Source organism: Bacillus sp. FSL R9-9410 (genome assembly GCF_038050385.1).
Classification (GTDB): domain Bacteria; phylum Bacillota; class Bacilli; order Bacillales; family Bacillaceae_G; genus Bacillus_A; species Bacillus_A cereus_U.
In genome coordinates this window covers 1,557,726-1,575,802 of the sequence record NZ_JBBOTV010000001.1, presented here as the reverse complement: position 1 = coordinate 1,575,802, position 18,077 = coordinate 1,557,726, and the positions used below count along the sequence as shown (strand labels likewise).

Sequence of the window (18,077 nt, the reverse complement as noted above, 5' to 3'; positions counted from 1 at the left end):
TATCTCCACTCATTATTAGCCCTCACCTTTTATAATAAAATTAGGAGCAAATGATTGCTCCTAATTTTTGTTAAGCTGCTTTACGTCTCCATAATACATATGCAGAAGCGATACATAATACACCCATACCTACTTCTGTAGCTGCACTATGAGAAGATGCTCCTGTTTGTGGTAATTGATTCTTATTCTTATTTGTTTCTTTATTAACTCGTTCGTTATCTACAACAACTTTTAGATTTTCATCTTTTGGTTGTTTTTGTAACTCTTCTTGTTGTTTCGATTGTTCTACAACCTCTTTTTCTTCTACAGTTGGTTCTGGTTCTACAATTGGTTCTGGTTCCACAATTGGCTCTGGTTCTACAATTGGTTTCGTATCGATTTCATTCTCTACTACATTTGACCAATCATAAATCGATTTTCCAAGATCTTTAAACTGAAGTAAAGCTAAAAATGCTTGCTCTGTAGCCAGTCCGCTACCTTTTTGATCACTTGGTAACCATTTGAACTCACCATTTAGAAGCTGATATGACATTAAATTTTGTACTACTTTATTAAGACGATTGTGATCTACATCTTTAACTAACGATAGTCCAATAACTGCTTGTGCAGTACTATTAGAATTCTCTTGTCCATCAGCGGCAAAACCACCATTTCCTAGCTGCTGCTTGTATAAGTAATCCACAGCTTTTTGAATAGCTGGCTTAACGTCTTGTTGTTCTTGATAAGGAGCTAATGCTGCTAATACCATACTTGTTACATCAACGTTACTAGCACTTTCTTTACTACTTGAACTATCATACGTCCAGCCACCGTCTGTATGCTGTGACTGTAAAAGTGCTTGTACTAAAGCAGCTCGATTCCATTTTGCTTCGGCCGGAACCTCATATTTCTTTGTATCTAATGCAAGTAATGTAAATGCGTATCCTGTAACGGAATTCACTTTATCTGATTCAAATAAATTTTGTACTAAATTTTGTCCCTCTACCTTTGTAGGATCTACGTTCATTGCATTCATCATAATAATCGTTCTAGCTAAATCTGTTGCTGAAAAACGATTTAAACGCTTCTTAACTTTTTCAGCTACTGGCTTAACATAGTTTATTTTCGTTTCAAGTGGAACATTTACACCTGAACGAGCAAGTCCAATCGCAACCCAATCACTACCAATTCCATCTTGTAACATCTTTTCTGACGTTTTAGAAATCGCTTCGTTTAATTGTGCGGCTGGAATTTCGATTTTCTCTTGATTTGGTTGTTCTGTTGTTTTATCTTCTAGTTTTGGTTCTTCTGGTTTCGGTTCCTCTACCTTTGGCTCTTCTACAGTTTTACAAGTGCCAAATTTATCTAACGTTTGTTGCAATGTTTCTTGACTCATATTGCTCCAGTCTGCGACGTAACGAAATGCAACAACATCCCCAGACTCTAATTTATAACTATCCGCCCCAACTTCTGCAGATTTGTCATTTACATCATACAACCAACCGCTCGTTGCTCCGGCCATTAATCCATCGATGCCCTTTATATACGTTCCAAATGACATACTTTCAGATGTTACCTTGTCACCCATGACTTTTTGTAACAAACTAAAAGCTGTTTCTCCATCTTCAATGGAAACTTCTTTCGGACATAACATAATTCCTTTTTGTGATTCACCAATAATTGCAAGTTTCGCTGTCTTTCCTTCAGCAAACGTAATATGTACTGTATTCGCAAAAGAAACAAATACAAGTGCCACTGTCATTAATGATGTAAGCAGCCATTTCTTTAACATTGCCATCCCAAAATTCCCTCCCTTTACTAACATTCACACAAAAAAAGACCCTTTAAGGGTATGCGGTTGACACTCTCTTTTTGTAAGTGTCGAACAAAAATGTACAACACCTCCTACCCGCATTAACGAGCAGTAAGACCCCCACCTCAAATTCAACGAAAGCAAAGAAGTTAGGTGGGGATCAACTGCCCGTAAATGCCCGATTGGTGAAGGCTAATAATCAGTGGGGATGAACAAAATCCCCACTGATTAAAGTTTCACTTTATCGTAAAACGATAAACCTATACATTCTGCAAATTTTGATTTTCTGTATTATTTTACTATTGACAAAGAATTTTGTCCATGCTTTATCGGATTTATTTTCTAAGAATAATAGCTTAATAGCCTTCCATTAATAGAAGTCATCCCTCACTATGTAAGCTTTTATTACTAACAATAATTCCATCTTCATCTACATAAACATATTCATTCGGTTTCCATTCAACTTCACCAAATTGTAATGGAATATTTCTTTCTCCTTTTCCTTCTTTTACACTTCTATTTGGCATCGTCCCTAACGCTAAAATACCAATATTAATATTTTTTAGCTCCATAGAATCACGAACATATCCATTTACAATAATTCCTGCTAAGTTTTTTTCTTCCGCAATAGCTGCTAAATTATCACCAAGTAACGCACAATTTTTAGAAGCTCCACCATCAACAACTAATACTGTTCCTTCCGGCAGTGTTTGTAACCCCTCTTTTACTAGTACATTATCATCCTTCACTTTTACTGTTGCGATTTTCCCATAGAATTGTTCTTTCTTCCCATAAGATTGAAAAGACTGGCGACATATTTGTAATTCCTGTTCAAATTCATCACATAGATCCGTAGTTTTCCACATCTCTTTCCCTCTTTTCTTTTCCTTTTATATTACATATTCTTGGATTTTTTTCGTTTCCCTGTCTAATGTTGCAATAATTTGCATGTGCGGTGAACGCTATATACAAATGAAGGAAAATAAAGCTTACCACTTGAAACTATTGCTTTAAGTAAAAAGCTTTATTATAATCTATTCCACTCCTATGAAAACCATTTATTCTAGCATAAATATAAGAAGGGATTGATCATAATGATCAATCCCTTCTGTCAAAGTATAATGCCACTAAAAATTCTTTAAAAATCTTAGTTCCAAATTTTATTTACCCATTCAGGATGATCAATAAAAGGATTGCGATTATGTTGATATTTTGTAAAAATCACTTCATTACGCTTTCGCTCTAAATCATCGACAGGGTCTTGTTCATTCCATTTTAGTAAGACAGATAGTTTCCCCATGTATGGATCTTTGTTGTTATTCACCTTTTCATTTAGTTCTAAGTCTATTTCGCCGTTGTCTCCTTCGTAACGAACAGCCATGTAAAACAGCATTCTAGCGATATCTCCTTTTACACTATCACGAGGTTCCCAAGAATCACTATCATATTTACATTCTGTCGCTTCCGAATGATTCATACCACCATTATCAAAATCCAGATTTCCACGTGAACTATTTACAGATACATCCGTCGCTCTTAAATGATGCAGATCTGTTCCAGGTCCTGCAGCCGTTCCAAAATCACCGTGAGATTTTGCCCAAACATGCTCTCGGTTCCAGTTATTAACTCCTGAACCATTCGTAAATTTCTCTTGCGAACGCCCAGTATATAAGAGCAACACATTATTTTTATTATTTGGATCTTCATCAGTATCTCTTAGCGCTTCCCAAACCGCACTGTATGATATCTTTGTATGATTATCAATAACATTATGAAGTTCCTTCTTTAATTCTAAACCCGTTTTTCCTATAGCGTTATTATAATATGTATCGTCATAGTTTTTTACAGTAATCTCTTGTGCTGAAAACGTATCTACTTGTGGAGATGCAGAAACTACTTCACCATGTATGATATCTGTGAATGATAGAGATGCAGAACCTAAAATAAAAAATGATGATAGTGTAACCATAGCAAGTTTTGTGTTTCGGAACTTCATATACCCATTTCCCCTTTAAAATATAATTTGAATTGATTAATCAAAAAAGCCTATGTACATAGTTTCTTTTTCATACTGTTCTCCTAAATTTCAGTTTCTTCAATTACATAAACAATTTTTATTTTCACAAAGAATATTCTTCTCTAGTAAAGACTATTAAGATATTCTCTTACAATAAAAAGTAGTTTAATGATAACTTATAAACTTCAATTTTTTTATGCAATTATACATATTTATTGAATAGTTCATAAAAAAATTTTACATAAAAAAGCTTGTTTCTTATCTTTTCCAACTACTAATCCTAATATAGGTCTATCTGTCTCGAAAACTTTTGAAGTTACTTGATGTTTATGTTGAGAATAGAACTACCTTTATTTACTTATTTATTTGGTATCGAATCTATATACTTTTTAACTACTTCATATACATATTCTTGATTTGCCGCTGCTGTATTTGGGTTGTATTTTCCGCCGTTTGTTTTATTGTTAGATAATACTCGAATTCCTAAGAATGGTACGTCATAAGCTTTTGCGATTTGCGCTGCGGCAGCGCCTTCCATTTCTTCTACAGATGTACCGTATTTTGTATGGAACCACTTAATTCTATCAACTTCATTATTCCAAACGTCTGCCGAACCTATAGTACCTTCCACTACTTTACCTTTTGTATATTTATCTTTTACTGCATTAGCTGCTGCAAGTAAATCCTTATCTCCCTCGTAGTATCGGATTTTCTCAGCATTTGGATCTTCTCCTGCACTTCCTTCAGAAGCCATCAGGTCCATAGATATCCATTTTGCCGGCTCAATCCCTTGGTTCTCATTCATATTTGTTGTTTTTAACGAACCTATATTCGCGACTTGTTTTCCTAAAACAATATCAAATACGTTTAAATTAGGATCATGTCCACCTGATGTTCCTTGGTTAATAATCGCTATAGGTTTATATTTTTCAATAGCCACCGCTGTAGCAGCTGCTGTATTTTCCATTCCTTTACCTGTTTTCGCAACGATTACAGGATAATTGTCTACAGTTCCTTTATAAAATACGAAACTCCCAGATTTTTCTTCTTTCACATTTTTTAACCTTTTTGCAAATTTTTCAGCCTCTATTGGCATTGGACCTTGAATTAAGATAGGGTTTTGAGTGCTTTTTGCCTCAGCTACTTGTTTTGGACTAGCATTACATCCTGCAAGGATTGAGAATGATAATGCGATAGTAGTTGCTAGGGCACCATATTTTTTTAACAGATTTTTCTTCATAAATAATCTCTCCTCTTTCTCTTGTTGTTTTCTATACTCGATGTTTTGGTCCAAAGAAAAAAGCTCTAGAAATTGTAGAAGAATCTCTACTTTCTAGAACTACGGTAGTCAAAGTTAATTAAGCAAAAGATGAGACCATTGCTAAATTATAGATCGGTAGCGGCTCAATACACCGAACGACCGAATACTTTAACCCGTAGTCCAGTTCTTTCATTGGGAACTAGGTAGAAACGCTCGGACCATATTACCGAGTATATACGAGTGATGTTATTTAAAATTATTATATTGCTAATATAACAAACTATTAGTGAATACACAACAGAAATATGAACATTTTTATTAAAATAAATAAAAATGTTCGTTTTTTAAAGTATAACAGGTGAAAAATATTGTTTTTAAATGGATTGACCCGTTAAAAAACAAAATCCATATACTGAACTAGAATTAGTTCAGTATATGGATTTCAATGAGTTCTCTTTGAAGTTATATAAAGGTATATTTATCTTTTCCCTTTAGTACACGTTACTTTAAAAATAATGAAGTTGTTCAATTTTAGAGGTTCAAGTAGAAAAATCCCACAACATATTTATAAATATGCTGTGGGATTTAAATTAAAGTGTTCTTTAGAAAGTAAGCCTTAATAAGGATCGTATTTCAAATCCCCTGGTTTACTAGCACTTCTTTTTTCAAATATGTAAGGATTCTATGTCCCTTTAAATTCCACTATTTATTTCGTTACCTCTCCAAACTGCGCTCTCGTCACTTTCATCAAATCTTCAACTTTAAGCTCAATTTGCACGCCGATTTTCCCGCCGCTTACAATGATTGTTTCAAGTGATTGAGCACTTTCATCAATACATGTAGAAAATAATTTTTTCATCCCTACTGGTGAACAACCACCGCGAATGTATCCTGACACTTTCGTAATATCTTTAACAGGAATCATTTCAATCTTCTTTTCACTTACTGCTTTTGCGGCTCCTTTTAAATTTAGTTCCTCATCTACTGGGATAATGAACACATGATAATCCTTACTATTCCCTTGAGCGACAAGTGTTTTATATACTTCTCTCACTTCTCGTCCAATCTTCTCTGCTACGGATACTCCATCAATTTTCCCGTCGTTTGGGTCATATGACATCATGGAATATTCAATTTTTTCTTTATCCAATATTCGCATTGCATTTGTTTTATCTTTTTTCATGAGGCTCTCCTTTTAATACATAGAAATTTATTTCACATCATTAATTTTCCTTTTATTATACACCTTTTTCAAATTCTCCTACAAAACTTCACATATTGTTCAATTTAAAGTAAAACTTTAATTATTAGATTTTGACTCTAAACATCCTCAACTTAAAGGTACTAAGAGAGCAAAAAGAAAACCGACTCTCACCTTCAAATAAAAGGCTTGATGTCGGTTTTACATTTAACGTCCAAACTCCTTATTAAATATTTTATCCCTCCCCTCAATAACCTCCGGACCTACTGCATTGATAGCAGTTACTAAAATATGCTCTCCTCCAATAGGTCCACCGACCCTCGTTTCAAATCCATAAGTCCCACCAGCATGCCCCCAATATGATTGTCCGTCCAGTGTTTTTTCTTCATAAATTCCTAGTCCAACCTTACCTATAGGTGAATCTACTGTTTTGAACATCTGATCCATTAGCTCTTGATTTAGAAGCTTTCCGCCCAACAGTGCACTGAAGAAGGTAGTCAAATCTTTCACTGTTGAAACCATATCTCCAGCCGCATTCGCCCATGACTGATTTATTTCTGTCAAATCATATAAACGACCCGATCTGTCCATATTATACCCATTAGCATGTTCACCTGGTATGTGCGAACTTGCTTCCATTACGAATGTCTCTTTTAACCCCAGTGGCTCAATGAATCTTTTTCTAATTTGCTCCGCATACGTATCTCCTGTTACCTTTTGGATAATCTTCCCAGCTATAACAGTATTTGTGTTCGAATAGTCCCAGCCCTCCCCTGGTGCAAATACAGGCGGCTTTGCAAGTGCTAAACTGATAAGTTCATCGGTACTATAGTAACGAAATGGGTTTTGGGGCAGTGTAAGATCTCGCATATCCTTATCTATATTGGTTGCAATTCCACTTGTATGATTCAACAACTGACGAATTGTAATTTTATTTCCATCATATCCGTTACCCTGTACGACTCCTGGCAACCATTTTTCGACTGAATCATCAAGGTTTAATTGTTTCTCTTCAGCCAATTGCAGTACAACAGAAGCTGTGAATGCCTTAGTGATACTTCCGATACGGAATGAAAAATTCGGTTCCACTGGGCGTGGTATTTCATAACTTGCCGTCCCTGTAGCGTAAGACCACCGTTTTCCATCCTTTAATCCGCCAGCTATAACACTTGGGATTTTTTTATTCGTTACTACTCGATCCATTACGTATTTAACTTCTTCTCTATGCTTACTTTTCTTTTCCTTATCCGTAGGTTCCTTTTTTGATTTTGCTGCAAATTCTGAAGCTAAAATATTGTTAATCTGTTTTTCCGCTCCTAATACATTAATGTTTATCGAGATAACATGTTGACCATCTTCCGTTCCACCAGCAAAGTTAGTAAAACCAGGAATACCACCACCATGTCCCCATACTTCAGTACCGTCTGGCAATTTTGTTGCGTGAATGCCAAGCCCATACTTTCCTAATGGGGTATCAACTGTGTTAGTCACCATTTCCTTCTGTATCTCCGGTGTCAGTAGTTTACCACTTAATAAGGCATGGAAGAACGTTGTCATATCTTCTCCTGTCGAAATCATTTCACCACTAGCATTAGCAAATGATGGATTAAACAAAGTAATATCTACTAATTTATCTCCCGTATTCAAGTAGCCACGGGCATTTTTTTTCGGAATATCCATCGAACTTCCAGGAAGGACCGTTTCTTTTAAACTAAGAGGTTCAATAATTCGTTTTTTTATCTGCTCGGCATATGATTCCCCTGTTATCTTCTGAATAATCAATCCTACAATAACCATATTCGTATTCGAGTATGACCAGCCTTTTACCGGTTCTAATTCTAAGGCACGGGAAATTAATTGTTCCGGTCTATAATTCTCACTTGGATTCTCTATTAATTTTGCTTTAAGATCTGGAGTCAAGTAATCTGCAATTCCGCTTGTATGATTTAATAATTGACGAATTGTAATTTTGTTACCATCATAGCCTTTCCCTTTTATAAGTCCTGGCAACCATTTCTCTACCGTATCATCAAGACTTAGCTTCTTCTCTCCCGCAAGCTGCAACATTACTGTAGCCACAAACGACTTCGTTGTGCTCCCGATTCTAAAAGCAGAATCAGCATCTACTTTATGATTTCTCTCAATATTCCCTTCACCTGAAGCATATGACCAACTTGCCTCTCCATTTTTCACAGTAACAATGACCCCTGGAATATTTTTCGTATCGGCAGCTTTATCGACAGCTTGCTCGGTTGATGTCTTTTTATTCACCGCTTGTATGTTTCCATAAGAAGGTATTGCTAGCGCTCCAACCAATATAGTTGCTGTTAAGGTAAGTGCAGTTCCTTTTTTAATGATGAATGATTTCATAATGCATCGCTCCTATTATTTTGAATTTTTCTATTGCTTCACACACTCACCTTAACTTCAATATTGTTAAATAACATAGTGACAAAATGCTTTAATTTACTCGTGACACTATGTGCAACTCTGTCACATAAAACATGTGACAAACTGTCAACTGCTTCATATGACATGCTTTGTTGTCTGTCTTTCTATTGACGATTTAAAAGATATGTTACATGATGAATCTGAATCATTAGATAATTAATCTTAAAGTATAAGTAGGTGCTTAATTTATGTTCTCATTCACAAAAAAATGGATTTGGTATGACTGGATATTTGTGCTCATACGAACAGTTTGGCTAATTGTTATCATCGGTACTAATTTTATGTTTCCATCATTCATTCATACGTCAAGTATAATCGTACTTGCTCTCGCTTTTGTCGTTTACCTTGTACCATTAATTATTCGATATAAGAAAACAGAATGGTACCCTGCATTCGATATTATCACCGCAGGTTGTTTTTATCTTTATTTAGCATACGTAGCCCCAAATTTACTTTGGCCTTTCATTTTACTCGTAATCACTATTGGCCTATGTAGTAATCAAAATAATTACATATGGAGCGGTATTTTTTGTGGATTTGTATTCCCGTTATTGAACGCCTTGATTGCCGGGCGGTCGCCATACGAAATGATTGTTAGTTGTAGTATCGGTTTTGCCATTGGCGTTTCTTTTAATATATTAATTCAGTATCATAAACAATCTCGAATTATTGAAGAGCAAAAACTACTATTAGAACAACATATTAAAAAGATTGAAGAGCTTACTCTAATAGAAGAGCGTAATCGATTGTCACATGAGCTACATGACACAATTGGTCATACACTTACTTCTCTCATCGCTGGCGTCACATCACTAAAATCATCAGTACCGAATTCACAGTTTGAAAGAACTGATTCACTTATCAGCATTGCTCAGCATAGTCTAGATGACATCCGAAAGCATCTACACGAGCTATCTCATAATCCACTTAGTAATTCATTAAGTGAATCACTGCAACAATTAACAGAAGAATTTATAAAATCTACAGGTACAACCGTTACATTTCGTACGATTGGCAATGAAACTCTTGTGATGCAAAAAGTGAATTTTTGCCTATATCGTTGTCTTCAGGAGTCGTTAACAAACGCTGTTCGGCATGGTAAAGCGAGCACCATATCCGTTCAACTGCATTTCGACGGACAACAACTTCGATTGCAAATTGAAGATAACGGTATTGGAATGGAAGAAATTCAATTTGGCTTTGGCCTCAGTGGAATGAAAGAACGACTTGAACAAGTTCAGGGGACATTATCTGTTCATTCTAGTACTGAGCAAGGAACATTCATCGTTTGTAATATTCCATTACAAACAGAGCTTGTACATAACATAATTCGCTTATTGGTCGTTGATGATCAGGAACTTATTACAAATAGTTTAGAGCAAATTTTAGAGCATCACACTGATTTTACTGTTGTTGGTAAAGCACACGATGGAGCTGAAGCTTTAAAACTATGTGAACAATTACAGCCTGACATTGTACTAATGGACATTCAAATGCCAGAAATGAATGGTATTGAAGCTTTACTAGAAATGAAGCGATGTTGGCCTAATATGAAAATTGTTCTTATGACAACATTTGAAGATTCCTTACAAGCAGCAACTGCACTAGAGCATGGAGCTGAAGGTTACATGTTGAAGTCTATTCATCCACAAGAAATGAAGGAAGCCTTGAAGCTTATTTATAATGGTGGGACTTGGATCGATCAATCGGTTGCTACACGAGTTTTCGAGGAAATGAAACTTCAACGTGAGCAATTAGAAAAAATCGGATCGACTAAACAAACTTACCCGTACGGACTTACAAAACGCGAAATGGAAATTTTAGAGCATCTATCAAACGGGCTACGTTACAAGTCAATTGCCGCTAAACTGCTTTTATCGGAGGGAACGATTCGTAATTACTGTTCAAATCTCTACTCAAAGCTTGGTGTCAACAACCGTGAAGAAGCAATTAAAATGGCACGAACAGAAAACATTCTGTAGGTAATGTAAAAGTAATATGTTTCTCTTAAAACTGAAAATATTGATATTTCAAAAATCATTTGTTATACTTTGTAAAAAACTTATTAAGGAGAGATTTCATATGTGTACTTTCAATACTTCTTTCCAACTTCATCATCATACGTAACGCCGTGTATCCGAAGAAAAATTTTTCTTCGTGGGTACAGGGCTTTTCCTGTTGACCCACGAAGCGTTTATACAGCTATGTGGGTATTTTTATACCCGCATAGCTTTTTTTAATTTAAAAGAGGAGTGATTATGGTGGAAATGAAAAATGTAAAAGGGACAAAAGACTATTTACCAGAGGAGCAAGTGCTGCGGAATAAAATTAAAAGAACGTGTGAAGATACATTTGAACGCTATGGGTGTAAACCTTTAGAAACTCCAACGTTAAATATGTATGAACTTATGTCATACAAGTACGGCGGTGGTGATGAGATTTTAAAAGAAATATACACACTTCAGGATCAAGGAAAACGCGACCTTGCCTTACGTTACGATTTAACAATTCCCTTCGCAAAAGTTGTCGCGATGAATCCGAACATCCGCCTTCCTTTTAAACGATATGAAATTGGTAAAGTATTTCGAGATGGTCCGATTAAACAAGGGAGATTTCGTGAATTCATTCAATGTGATGTTGATATAGTTGGTGTAGCGTCTGTCATGGCAGAAGCTGAACTCATGAGCATGGCGTTTGAATTATTCCGAACGTTAAACTTAGAAGTCACGATTCAATATAATAATCGAAAATTATTAAACGGTATTCTCCAGTCTATTAACATCTCTACCGAATTAACGAGTGACGTAATTTTATCATTGGATAAAATCGAAAAGATTGGGATTGATGGTGTACGAAAAGATGTATTGGAGCGTGGAATTTCTGTAGAAATGGCCGACACGATATGTAATACCGTTGTGTCTTGCCTAAAACTTACTATTGCCGACTTTAAAGAAAATTTCAATAATCCACTCGTTACCGATGGAGTAAACGAATTGCAACAATTACAGCAATACTTACTCGCTCTCGGAATAAATGAAAATACGATATTCAATCCGTTTTTAGCAAGAGGACTCACAATGTATACAGGCACTGTGTATGAAATCTTTCTAAAAGATGGCACGATTACATCTAGTATCGGTAGCGGTGGTCGATACGATAATATTATCGGGGCATTCCGTGGTGATAATATTAGCTATCCAACTGTAGGGATTTCATTCGGTTTAGATGTTATTTATACAGCTCTATCACAGAAAGAAACCACATCATCTACAGCGGATCTTTTTATCATTCCACTCGGGACAGAATTACAATGTTTACAAATCGCCCAGCAATTGCGCTCTACTACTTCTTTAAAAGTCGAACTTGAACTAGCAGGACGCAAATTAAAACGTGCCCTTAATTATGCCAATAAAGAAAATATCCCGTATGTGCTTATAATTGGCGAAGAGGAAATTGTTACAGAAACCGTTGTATTGCGCAATATGAAAGAAGGTACTGAAGTGAAGATTCCCCTCTCTTCCTTAGAAAATAACACATTTAATAACTATATATAATAAGCGCCACCCTCATTTGGGTGGTTTTTCTAGTGAAGAAATAAAAAACCATTTAGTTTACATAATATAATTATCGATCGCTATACATGTGATTTTCAACCATATACAAAAAAAGAGGGCAGATATGCATCTCCCTCTTTTGTCTAACTCTTTTTATTATTATTCTTGTTCTTGCTCGTCCATAATCTTCTCGAACGCCGCAGATACTTTTTCAAATTCCTCGTCATTCTCTATGTATGAGAATTCATTATCTTCTTCTACTTTTAAAAAGAAGATATCAATGTCTTCCTCTGTTTCTGTTTGAATGTCTTCTACAAAGGCAACCGCAATGTATTCTGCTCCTTCGACATCCATCGCTCCAAGCACTTCAACTTCCTGTTCTTCATTATTCTCATCACTAAGACTAAAAACTTCGCCTACTTCAATTGCTTCCATATTCATTCTCCTCCTATCATACTCTAAAAAATAAAACGTTCAAATTGCACACTTACTAACATATCTTTCCATAAAAAAGTTGAATTCATACAGAAAGAACAACAAATTCTTGCTGATTCAGCAAAAGTATTCAACTATAAGGATATCATTTATGAATAGGAATGAACATATTTTAAATGAGATAATTGGATTAATTAATTTTAAATCCTCCATGTTCCATAATGATTCTTTCATATAGGTAGCAGATATGTCACCTTTCAATCTGTAAGTAACTACTAAAATGGTACCTCATACCCTGATTCGTTTCCGTACGTTTTTAGGATGAGAGATAAATCCTTCTATATAAAGTGAAACTTTAATCAATGGGGTGTTTACGTGCAGCCCGACTCCCACCTAACTTCTTTGCTCCAGCCGAATTTTGAGGTGGGAGTTTTACTGCCCACAAATAGCGGGATAAACTAAAGAGACTTATGCAGCAATTCCAGTACATCTTTCATCGCAAAAGGACCGTCTTTTTTTACATGCTCAGCGAATTCAGAAACGAGACGTAATGTTTTCACACTTTCGATTGGATGATCCCCTGACGCACTTTCAGCAGAAAGCATAACAGCATTCGTTCCGTCCAATACAGCCTGAAATACATCAGTCACCTCAGCTCTTGTAGGAATAGAGTGATCTACCATAGATTGAAGCATTTGTGTCGCTGTAATTACATATGTATTCGTTCGATTGCACTCACGAATCATCATTTTTTGTAAAAGCGGAATAAATTGATACGGCAATTCCACACCTAAATCTCCCCTTGCGATCATAATGCCATCCGCTTCTTTGCAAATGTCTTGAAAATTCTCGATTGCTTCCATCGTTTCTATTTTTGCAATTAAATTCGGGGAAGTTTCTTTATGCTCTTGTATAAAATCTCGTATTTCCTTTATATGACTAGGTTTTCGCACAAAGGAACACGCAATAAAATCAACATTCTCTTCTAAAAGAAACTGAATATCTTTTTTATCTTTCTCTGTAATAGCTGGTAAACTAACAATTGCACCTGGTAAGTTTACCCCTTTATGAGAGGCAATATTTCCACCTGTTTTTATCCTCGTTTCTATTTTGTCCGCACTTACCTTTTCAGCGATTAACTCAACTTCTCCATCATTTATAAGAATCCTACTTCCAACTTTCACGTCATTCGCAATCCCTACATAATCAACACTTGCTTCTTCTTTATTCCCTTGTACTGGATGAGTATGTAAAATAAATAACTCCCCTGCTTCAAGTGTAATTTGTTCCTCTTTCATTTCACCCAATCTTATTTTAGGACCTTGTACATCCCCTAGAATTTTAATAGAATCGTCTAACGATTTCACTAAACGAATGATATCTTTATGACTTTCATGCGTGCCATGTGATAAATTTAACCGAACAATTTTCATACCATTGTTTATTAACTGCGCTAATGTTTCTTCATTATTACTTGCCGGTCCAATTGTGCAAACTCGATCAATTGTCATTTTCCCACCATCCTTTTTTAAATGTTTCCCATAAAATAAAAAGAAGATTCTTTTTATAAGAAAGACCATACAACTAAGGGTGCACAGAGGTTTTATATGAGGAGAAGCGATTGCTGAGTAAGTAGCTTAAATTTAACTTTTTGACTCCATAGTTATTGTTAGTTTCGGTGCAATAGGGTACTACTAATAATAAATCTTGTTTACATACGAACGTTAGATTGGGATATCGAAAACAACCTATGGAGGAACCACAATGACTACTTTTCGTAAAAAAATCATGGGACTAACATTAGCGGGAACGATAGCACTATGGTCATTAGCAGCAGGAAGCATGATGAACGGTAACGAGGTAAAAGCTGAGGTAAAGAAATCAGGAAAGCAACCCAAAAATGTAATTTTCATGGTTATAGATGGGACCAGCTCTTCTGCTACAACATTAGCCCGGTGGTATAAAGGTTCACCTCTTGCACTAGATCAAATTGTATCCGGAGGTGTTCGTACGTATTCAGCAGAATCAGCTATTACGGATTCTGCACCAGCAGCCACAGCTTTAGCGACAGGAAATAAATCAAATTCAGGCTACGTGGGCGTATTACCTTCTGTTGTGAATTCACCTGGCTTAGAACCAGTGAAAGAAGAATGCAAGTTTCGTCCAGTTGCCAACGTCTTAGAAGGCGCAAAACGTTTCGGCCGCGCGACAGGAATCATTGCTACATCAGAAATTCAGCATGCTACTCCGGCTAGTTTCTCTGCCCACCATGCTAACCGCAAGAATTTTGAAGTAATTGGTGAACAGCAAGTTTATCAAAATATAGAAGTTGTATTAGGTGGTGGCAAGGCGGCACTTCAGCCTACGACAAGCAATGGAATTCGTAAAGACAACGAAGATTTAGTAAAAGTAATTCAAGGAAAAGGGTACGACTTTGTCGAAACAAAAGATGCTTTATTAAACTCCAAATCAAATAAAATCTGGGGTTCTTTCTCTAATACTGCCCTTGCGTTCGATATAGATCGTGAAGCAAACCATCCTAAGCAGCCAACTCTTTCCCAAATGACGAGCAAAGCAATTCAAACATTATCAAAAGATAAAGATGGTTTCTTCTTATTCGTAGAAGGCAGTAAGGCAGATTGGGCAGCACATGTAAATGACCCAATCGGGATAATTAGCGATGTATTGGCGTTTGACGATGCGGTTACAGAAGCATTAACATTTGCGAAGAAAGATGGTAACACTATGGTCATTGCTTTAGCGGATCATGGGAATAGCGGTATTTCCATTGGTAACAGCAATACAACAAAAGGCTATGATACTACACCAGTATCAGCTTACATTGACCCACTGAAAAAGGCAAAAATGACACTTGAAGGTGCTACAAATAAACTAAAAGATGATTTATCTAATATAAAAGAAGTCGCTGCACTTTACGGTTTAGACAACCTAACTGATGATGAAAGAAAAAAATTAAAAGCTGCACAAAAGAAAACTGATGTAGGTCCAATCCTTACTAAATTATTGGCCAACCGGGCGAACATCGGTTTTACAACTGGTGGTCATACAGGTGAAGATGTATTCTTATACTCTTACGGTCCTCAAAAGCCATACGGTTTACTCCAAAATACAGACATTGCGAAAATAATGGCCAAAGCAATGGGCTTTCAATTAGGAGAAATCAGTAAGAAATTATTCTTAGATGCTGAAACAGCCTTTAAACAAATTGGTGCAACTGTAACGATTGACAAAAAAGATGCACGAAACCCGGTGCTTGTAGTAAAACGCAATAATACAGAGGCCAAATTATTTGTTAATAAAAACATTATCTATCTCGGCGGAAAAGATTATGAATTAGGAAGTGTTGTTGTAGAAAGCAACGGGAAATTCTATGTCCCTGAAAAAGCAATTCAACTATTCACAATGCATTCTAGCTAAAAAAGATTATTTTGTTTAAATCTTCATTAAATCGCACTCCTATTCGTTAATCTCAAAGTAACTTCCTGTATAATACAATTAAGTAATTAACAGGAGTGTTATTCATGCCAGATATATTAAGACTTGTTATCTTTATTGTTGTTGCAATTGGTGCAATCATTAACTTATACCTAGAGTTTAAAAAACCTAAAAAAAGTATATTCTCAATAATTTTTCTATCGATACTCCTTATTGGGGCCTCAGGATTAATTAAAGATATTTTATCTCGACTTTTATAGAAGAATGAATAAAACCCGATATTCCGTCAATAATGTAGACAACATTATACTTTCTCCGATTCCCCCTTGGAGATGAGCAGTTAGCTTTTGCTAGCTGCTCTTTTGATTTGCACCCCAACCATGAATGCAGTAATTATATAACTTCCCATCAATATGATCTGTACGCCCATCATATTTAGCTTTGTCCCACAAACTTCATTCACTTCTAGGACACTGCTTCTTGCTGTAAAAATAACGTCTGAGCTTGTGAGGTAAATATAGAAGTGTCCTAATCCTACATTCCGGACCATCGCCTTCCCTTTGCAATCTTACTTCAATTTATTTCTTAATGTTTCAATACACATTTATCTCACCACTTTTCTACAAAATGAAATTCCCGTTAAAAATAATGAAATTTAAAAACTTCTAAATTGCAAATGAACTCTTTATTTCTTAAACTCCAAACAATAAATAACAAGATTTAGATAGTATAATTCGAGCCCACATACTACCTCATCAAACTAAAAAGGCCTACTCACTCGAGTAGGCTTTTGAAACTATGAAAGCTTCGTTAATAATTGATTTAAATCTTTTTTCGTTTTCGTCGTTAATGACTTCATTTTATTAATATCGATCTTTTCTTTCTCCGCTCCTACAATTAACGGATACATACTTTGGCCAATTGTTTTATATTCAGTCGGATGTGATGCTTCTAACTCTTTTTCAATGACATCCCACTTCTCATTAATTTGTTTTCCGAGTTTATTAACTGTTTCTAATTTAGGATTTGCAGCTAATTGCTTGTCCAAGCTTTCAATTAATGTAACGACTTCTTTTACATTTGTTTTCACAGCGACGCTTTTCTTCGGATCTTTCGTTGTTTTTCCGTTATTGTTTGTACTTGTACTTTGATCTGTTGTTTTTCCGTTGTTGTTTGTACTTGTACTTTGATCTGTTGTTTTTCCGTTGTTGTTTGTACTTGTACTTTGATCTGTTGTTTTTCCGCTAGTAGTTTGATCATTCGTTTTTCCTGTCGTTTCTTTTTCTTTCGTTGTTTTGCCGTTACTTTCTGTTCCTGATGATTCCTTTGTATTTTTTGCATCCTTATCTGTTTTTTCATTCGAAGAAGTATTTGTGTCTTTTTCAGTATCTTTCGTTGTTTTTGACGCTTCATCTGCACTCGTCGTTTTTGATTGCTCTTCATTTTGTGTAGTTGCTGGATCCTTCTTCGCTTCATCTTTATCTGTGAAGGTACTACAAGCTGCCATTGAAAGCATTGTACCAATTGCTACTGATGCGATAGCGACCTTTTTCATTTTCATATAAATCCCCCTATGTTTATATAATTTATCCCGCATTAACGGGCAGTAAGACTCCCACCTCAAAGGTCGGATGGAGCAAAGAAGTTAGCTGTGAGATCAACTGCCCGTAAACGCCCGATTGGTTCAACTAATAACCAGCTGGGAATGCCTCCCCGCTGATTAAAGTTTCACTTTATCCTCCTCTTTACGATTCGATTTCCCCTTAAAAAATCCCTTTCATACGAATTACCATCTTTCCGACAGTAATCTTCATAATAATACGTACAAAAAACGATAAATTTATTTTAACATTCGAGTTTCTTCTACTTCATTTTTCTCCTCTGTAGCAAAAGAAAAAGAGTATGTTGTC

General features: G+C 35.7%; 13 protein-coding genes and 1 riboswitch. Of the genes, 4 read left to right on the top strand and 9 right to left on the bottom strand.

The features are described from left to right. Window positions 1-70: 70 nt before the first annotated feature. The 6 genes from MKX77_RS08310 to MKX77_RS08285 form a co-directional block, all read right to left on the bottom strand. Complete coding sequence (locus tag MKX77_RS08310) at window positions 71-1,777, bottom strand: DUF4430 domain-containing protein (protein ID WP_341306284.1); 1,707 nt, start codon at window positions 1,775-1,777, stop codon at window positions 71-73. Window positions 1,778-2,172: 395 nt separating this feature from the next. Further along, entirely contained in the window at window positions 2,173-2,658 is a 486-nt protein-coding gene (gene rraA / locus MKX77_RS08305) for a ribonuclease E activity regulator RraA (protein ID WP_341306283.1), read from the bottom strand. 281 nt (window positions 2,659-2,939) lie between these two features. After that, entirely contained in the window at window positions 2,940-3,788 is an 849-nt protein-coding gene (locus MKX77_RS08300) for an endonuclease I family protein (RefSeq protein ID WP_341306282.1), read from the bottom strand. A 379-nt stretch (window positions 3,789-4,167) separates the two neighbouring features. After that, window positions 4,168-5,049 (bottom strand): 5'-methylthioadenosine/S-adenosylhomocysteine nucleosidase, encoded by an 882-nt coding sequence (locus tag MKX77_RS08295; protein WP_341306281.1) that lies wholly within the window; start codon window positions 5,047-5,049, stop codon window positions 4,168-4,170. Between the two features lie 177 nt (window positions 5,050-5,226). Next, window positions 5,227-5,330: riboswitch (purine riboswitch) on the bottom strand. A 446-nt stretch (window positions 5,331-5,776) separates the two neighbouring features. Beyond that, complete coding sequence (gene ybaK / locus MKX77_RS08290; RefSeq protein WP_341306280.1) at window positions 5,777-6,253, bottom strand: Cys-tRNA(Pro) deacylase; 477 nt, start codon at window positions 6,251-6,253, stop codon at window positions 5,777-5,779. Window positions 6,254-6,478: 225 nt separating this feature from the next. Then, window positions 6,479-8,641 (bottom strand): serine hydrolase domain-containing protein, encoded by a 2,163-nt coding sequence (locus MKX77_RS08285; protein ID WP_341306279.1) that lies wholly within the window; start codon window positions 8,639-8,641, stop codon window positions 6,479-6,481. A 269-nt stretch (window positions 8,642-8,910) separates the two neighbouring features. Between MKX77_RS08285 and MKX77_RS08280 the strand changes: the two genes are divergently transcribed. Together MKX77_RS08280 and MKX77_RS08275 are read left to right on the top strand one after the other, a co-directional pair. Continuing rightward, on the top strand, window positions 8,911-10,704 hold the full coding sequence (locus MKX77_RS08280; protein WP_341306278.1) for a hybrid sensor histidine kinase/response regulator transcription factor: 1,794 nt from the start codon (window positions 8,911-8,913) through the stop codon (window positions 10,702-10,704). A 276-nt stretch (window positions 10,705-10,980) separates the two neighbouring features. After that, on the top strand, window positions 10,981-12,276 hold the full coding sequence (locus tag MKX77_RS08275) for a histidine--tRNA ligase (protein ID WP_341306277.1): 1,296 nt from the start codon (window positions 10,981-10,983) through the stop codon (window positions 12,274-12,276). Window positions 12,277-12,435: 159 nt separating this feature from the next. On the opposite strand, the gene MKX77_RS08270 is transcribed toward MKX77_RS08275, so the two are convergent. Beyond that, window positions 12,436-12,717 (bottom strand): DUF1292 domain-containing protein, encoded by a 282-nt coding sequence (locus MKX77_RS08270; RefSeq protein ID WP_341306276.1) that lies wholly within the window; start codon window positions 12,715-12,717, stop codon window positions 12,436-12,438. Between the two features lie 452 nt (window positions 12,718-13,169). Continuing rightward, window positions 13,170-14,222: a pyruvate kinase gene (locus tag MKX77_RS08265; RefSeq protein WP_341306275.1), complete on the bottom strand. Its 1,053-nt coding sequence runs from the start codon at window positions 14,220-14,222 to the stop codon at window positions 13,170-13,172. Between the two features lie 253 nt (window positions 14,223-14,475). On the opposite strand from MKX77_RS08265, the gene MKX77_RS08260 reads away from it, so the two are divergent. Together MKX77_RS08260 and MKX77_RS08255 are read left to right on the top strand one after the other, a co-directional pair. Then, window positions 14,476-16,149 (top strand): alkaline phosphatase, encoded by a 1,674-nt coding sequence (locus MKX77_RS08260; protein WP_341306274.1) that lies wholly within the window; start codon window positions 14,476-14,478, stop codon window positions 16,147-16,149. Between the two features lie 104 nt (window positions 16,150-16,253). Beyond that, a complete protein-coding gene (locus MKX77_RS08255) occupies window positions 16,254-16,427 on the top strand; it encodes a hypothetical protein (protein ID WP_002110892.1) in 174 nt (57 codons plus the stop codon). Window positions 16,428-16,963: 536 nt separating this feature from the next. Here the strand turns inward: MKX77_RS08255 and MKX77_RS08250 are convergent. Beyond that, on the bottom strand, window positions 16,964-17,728 hold the full coding sequence (locus MKX77_RS08250) for a hypothetical protein (RefSeq protein ID WP_341306273.1): 765 nt from the start codon (window positions 17,726-17,728) through the stop codon (window positions 16,964-16,966). Window positions 17,729-18,077: the final 349 nt, after the last annotated feature.

Bases quoted from the DNA above. Each gene is read 5' to 3' on its own strand.
- MKX77_RS08310 (WP_341306284.1), bottom strand. From the start codon at position 1,777: ATGGCAATGTTAAAGAAATGGCTGCTTACATCATTAATGACAGTGGCA.
- rraA (WP_341306283.1), bottom strand. From the start codon at position 2,658: ATGTGGAAAACTACGGATCTATGTGATGAATTTGAACAGGAATTACAA.
- MKX77_RS08300 (WP_341306282.1), bottom strand. From the start codon at position 3,788: ATGAAGTTCCGAAACACAAAACTTGCTATGGTTACACTATCATCATTT.
- MKX77_RS08295 (WP_341306281.1), bottom strand. From the start codon at position 5,049: ATGAAGAAAAATCTGTTAAAAAAATATGGTGCCCTAGCAACTACTATC.
- ybaK (WP_341306280.1), bottom strand. From the start codon at position 6,253: ATGAAAAAAGATAAAACAAATGCAATGCGAATATTGGATAAAGAAAAA.
- MKX77_RS08285 (WP_341306279.1), bottom strand. From the start codon at position 8,641: ATGAAATCATTCATCATTAAAAAAGGAACTGCACTTACCTTAACAGCA.
- MKX77_RS08280 (WP_341306278.1), top strand. From the start codon at position 8,911: ATGTTCTCATTCACAAAAAAATGGATTTGGTATGACTGGATATTTGTG.
- MKX77_RS08275 (WP_341306277.1), top strand. From the start codon at position 10,981: ATGGTGGAAATGAAAAATGTAAAAGGGACAAAAGACTATTTACCAGAG.
- MKX77_RS08270 (WP_341306276.1), bottom strand. From the start codon at position 12,717: ATGAATATGGAAGCAATTGAAGTAGGCGAAGTTTTTAGTCTTAGTGAT.
- MKX77_RS08265 (WP_341306275.1), bottom strand. From the start codon at position 14,222: ATGACAATTGATCGAGTTTGCACAATTGGACCGGCAAGTAATAATGAA.
- MKX77_RS08260 (WP_341306274.1), top strand. From the start codon at position 14,476: ATGACTACTTTTCGTAAAAAAATCATGGGACTAACATTAGCGGGAACG.
- MKX77_RS08255 (WP_002110892.1), top strand. From the start codon at position 16,254: ATGCCAGATATATTAAGACTTGTTATCTTTATTGTTGTTGCAATTGGT.
- MKX77_RS08250 (WP_341306273.1), bottom strand. From the start codon at position 17,728: ATGAAAATGAAAAAGGTCGCTATCGCATCAGTAGCAATTGGTACAATG.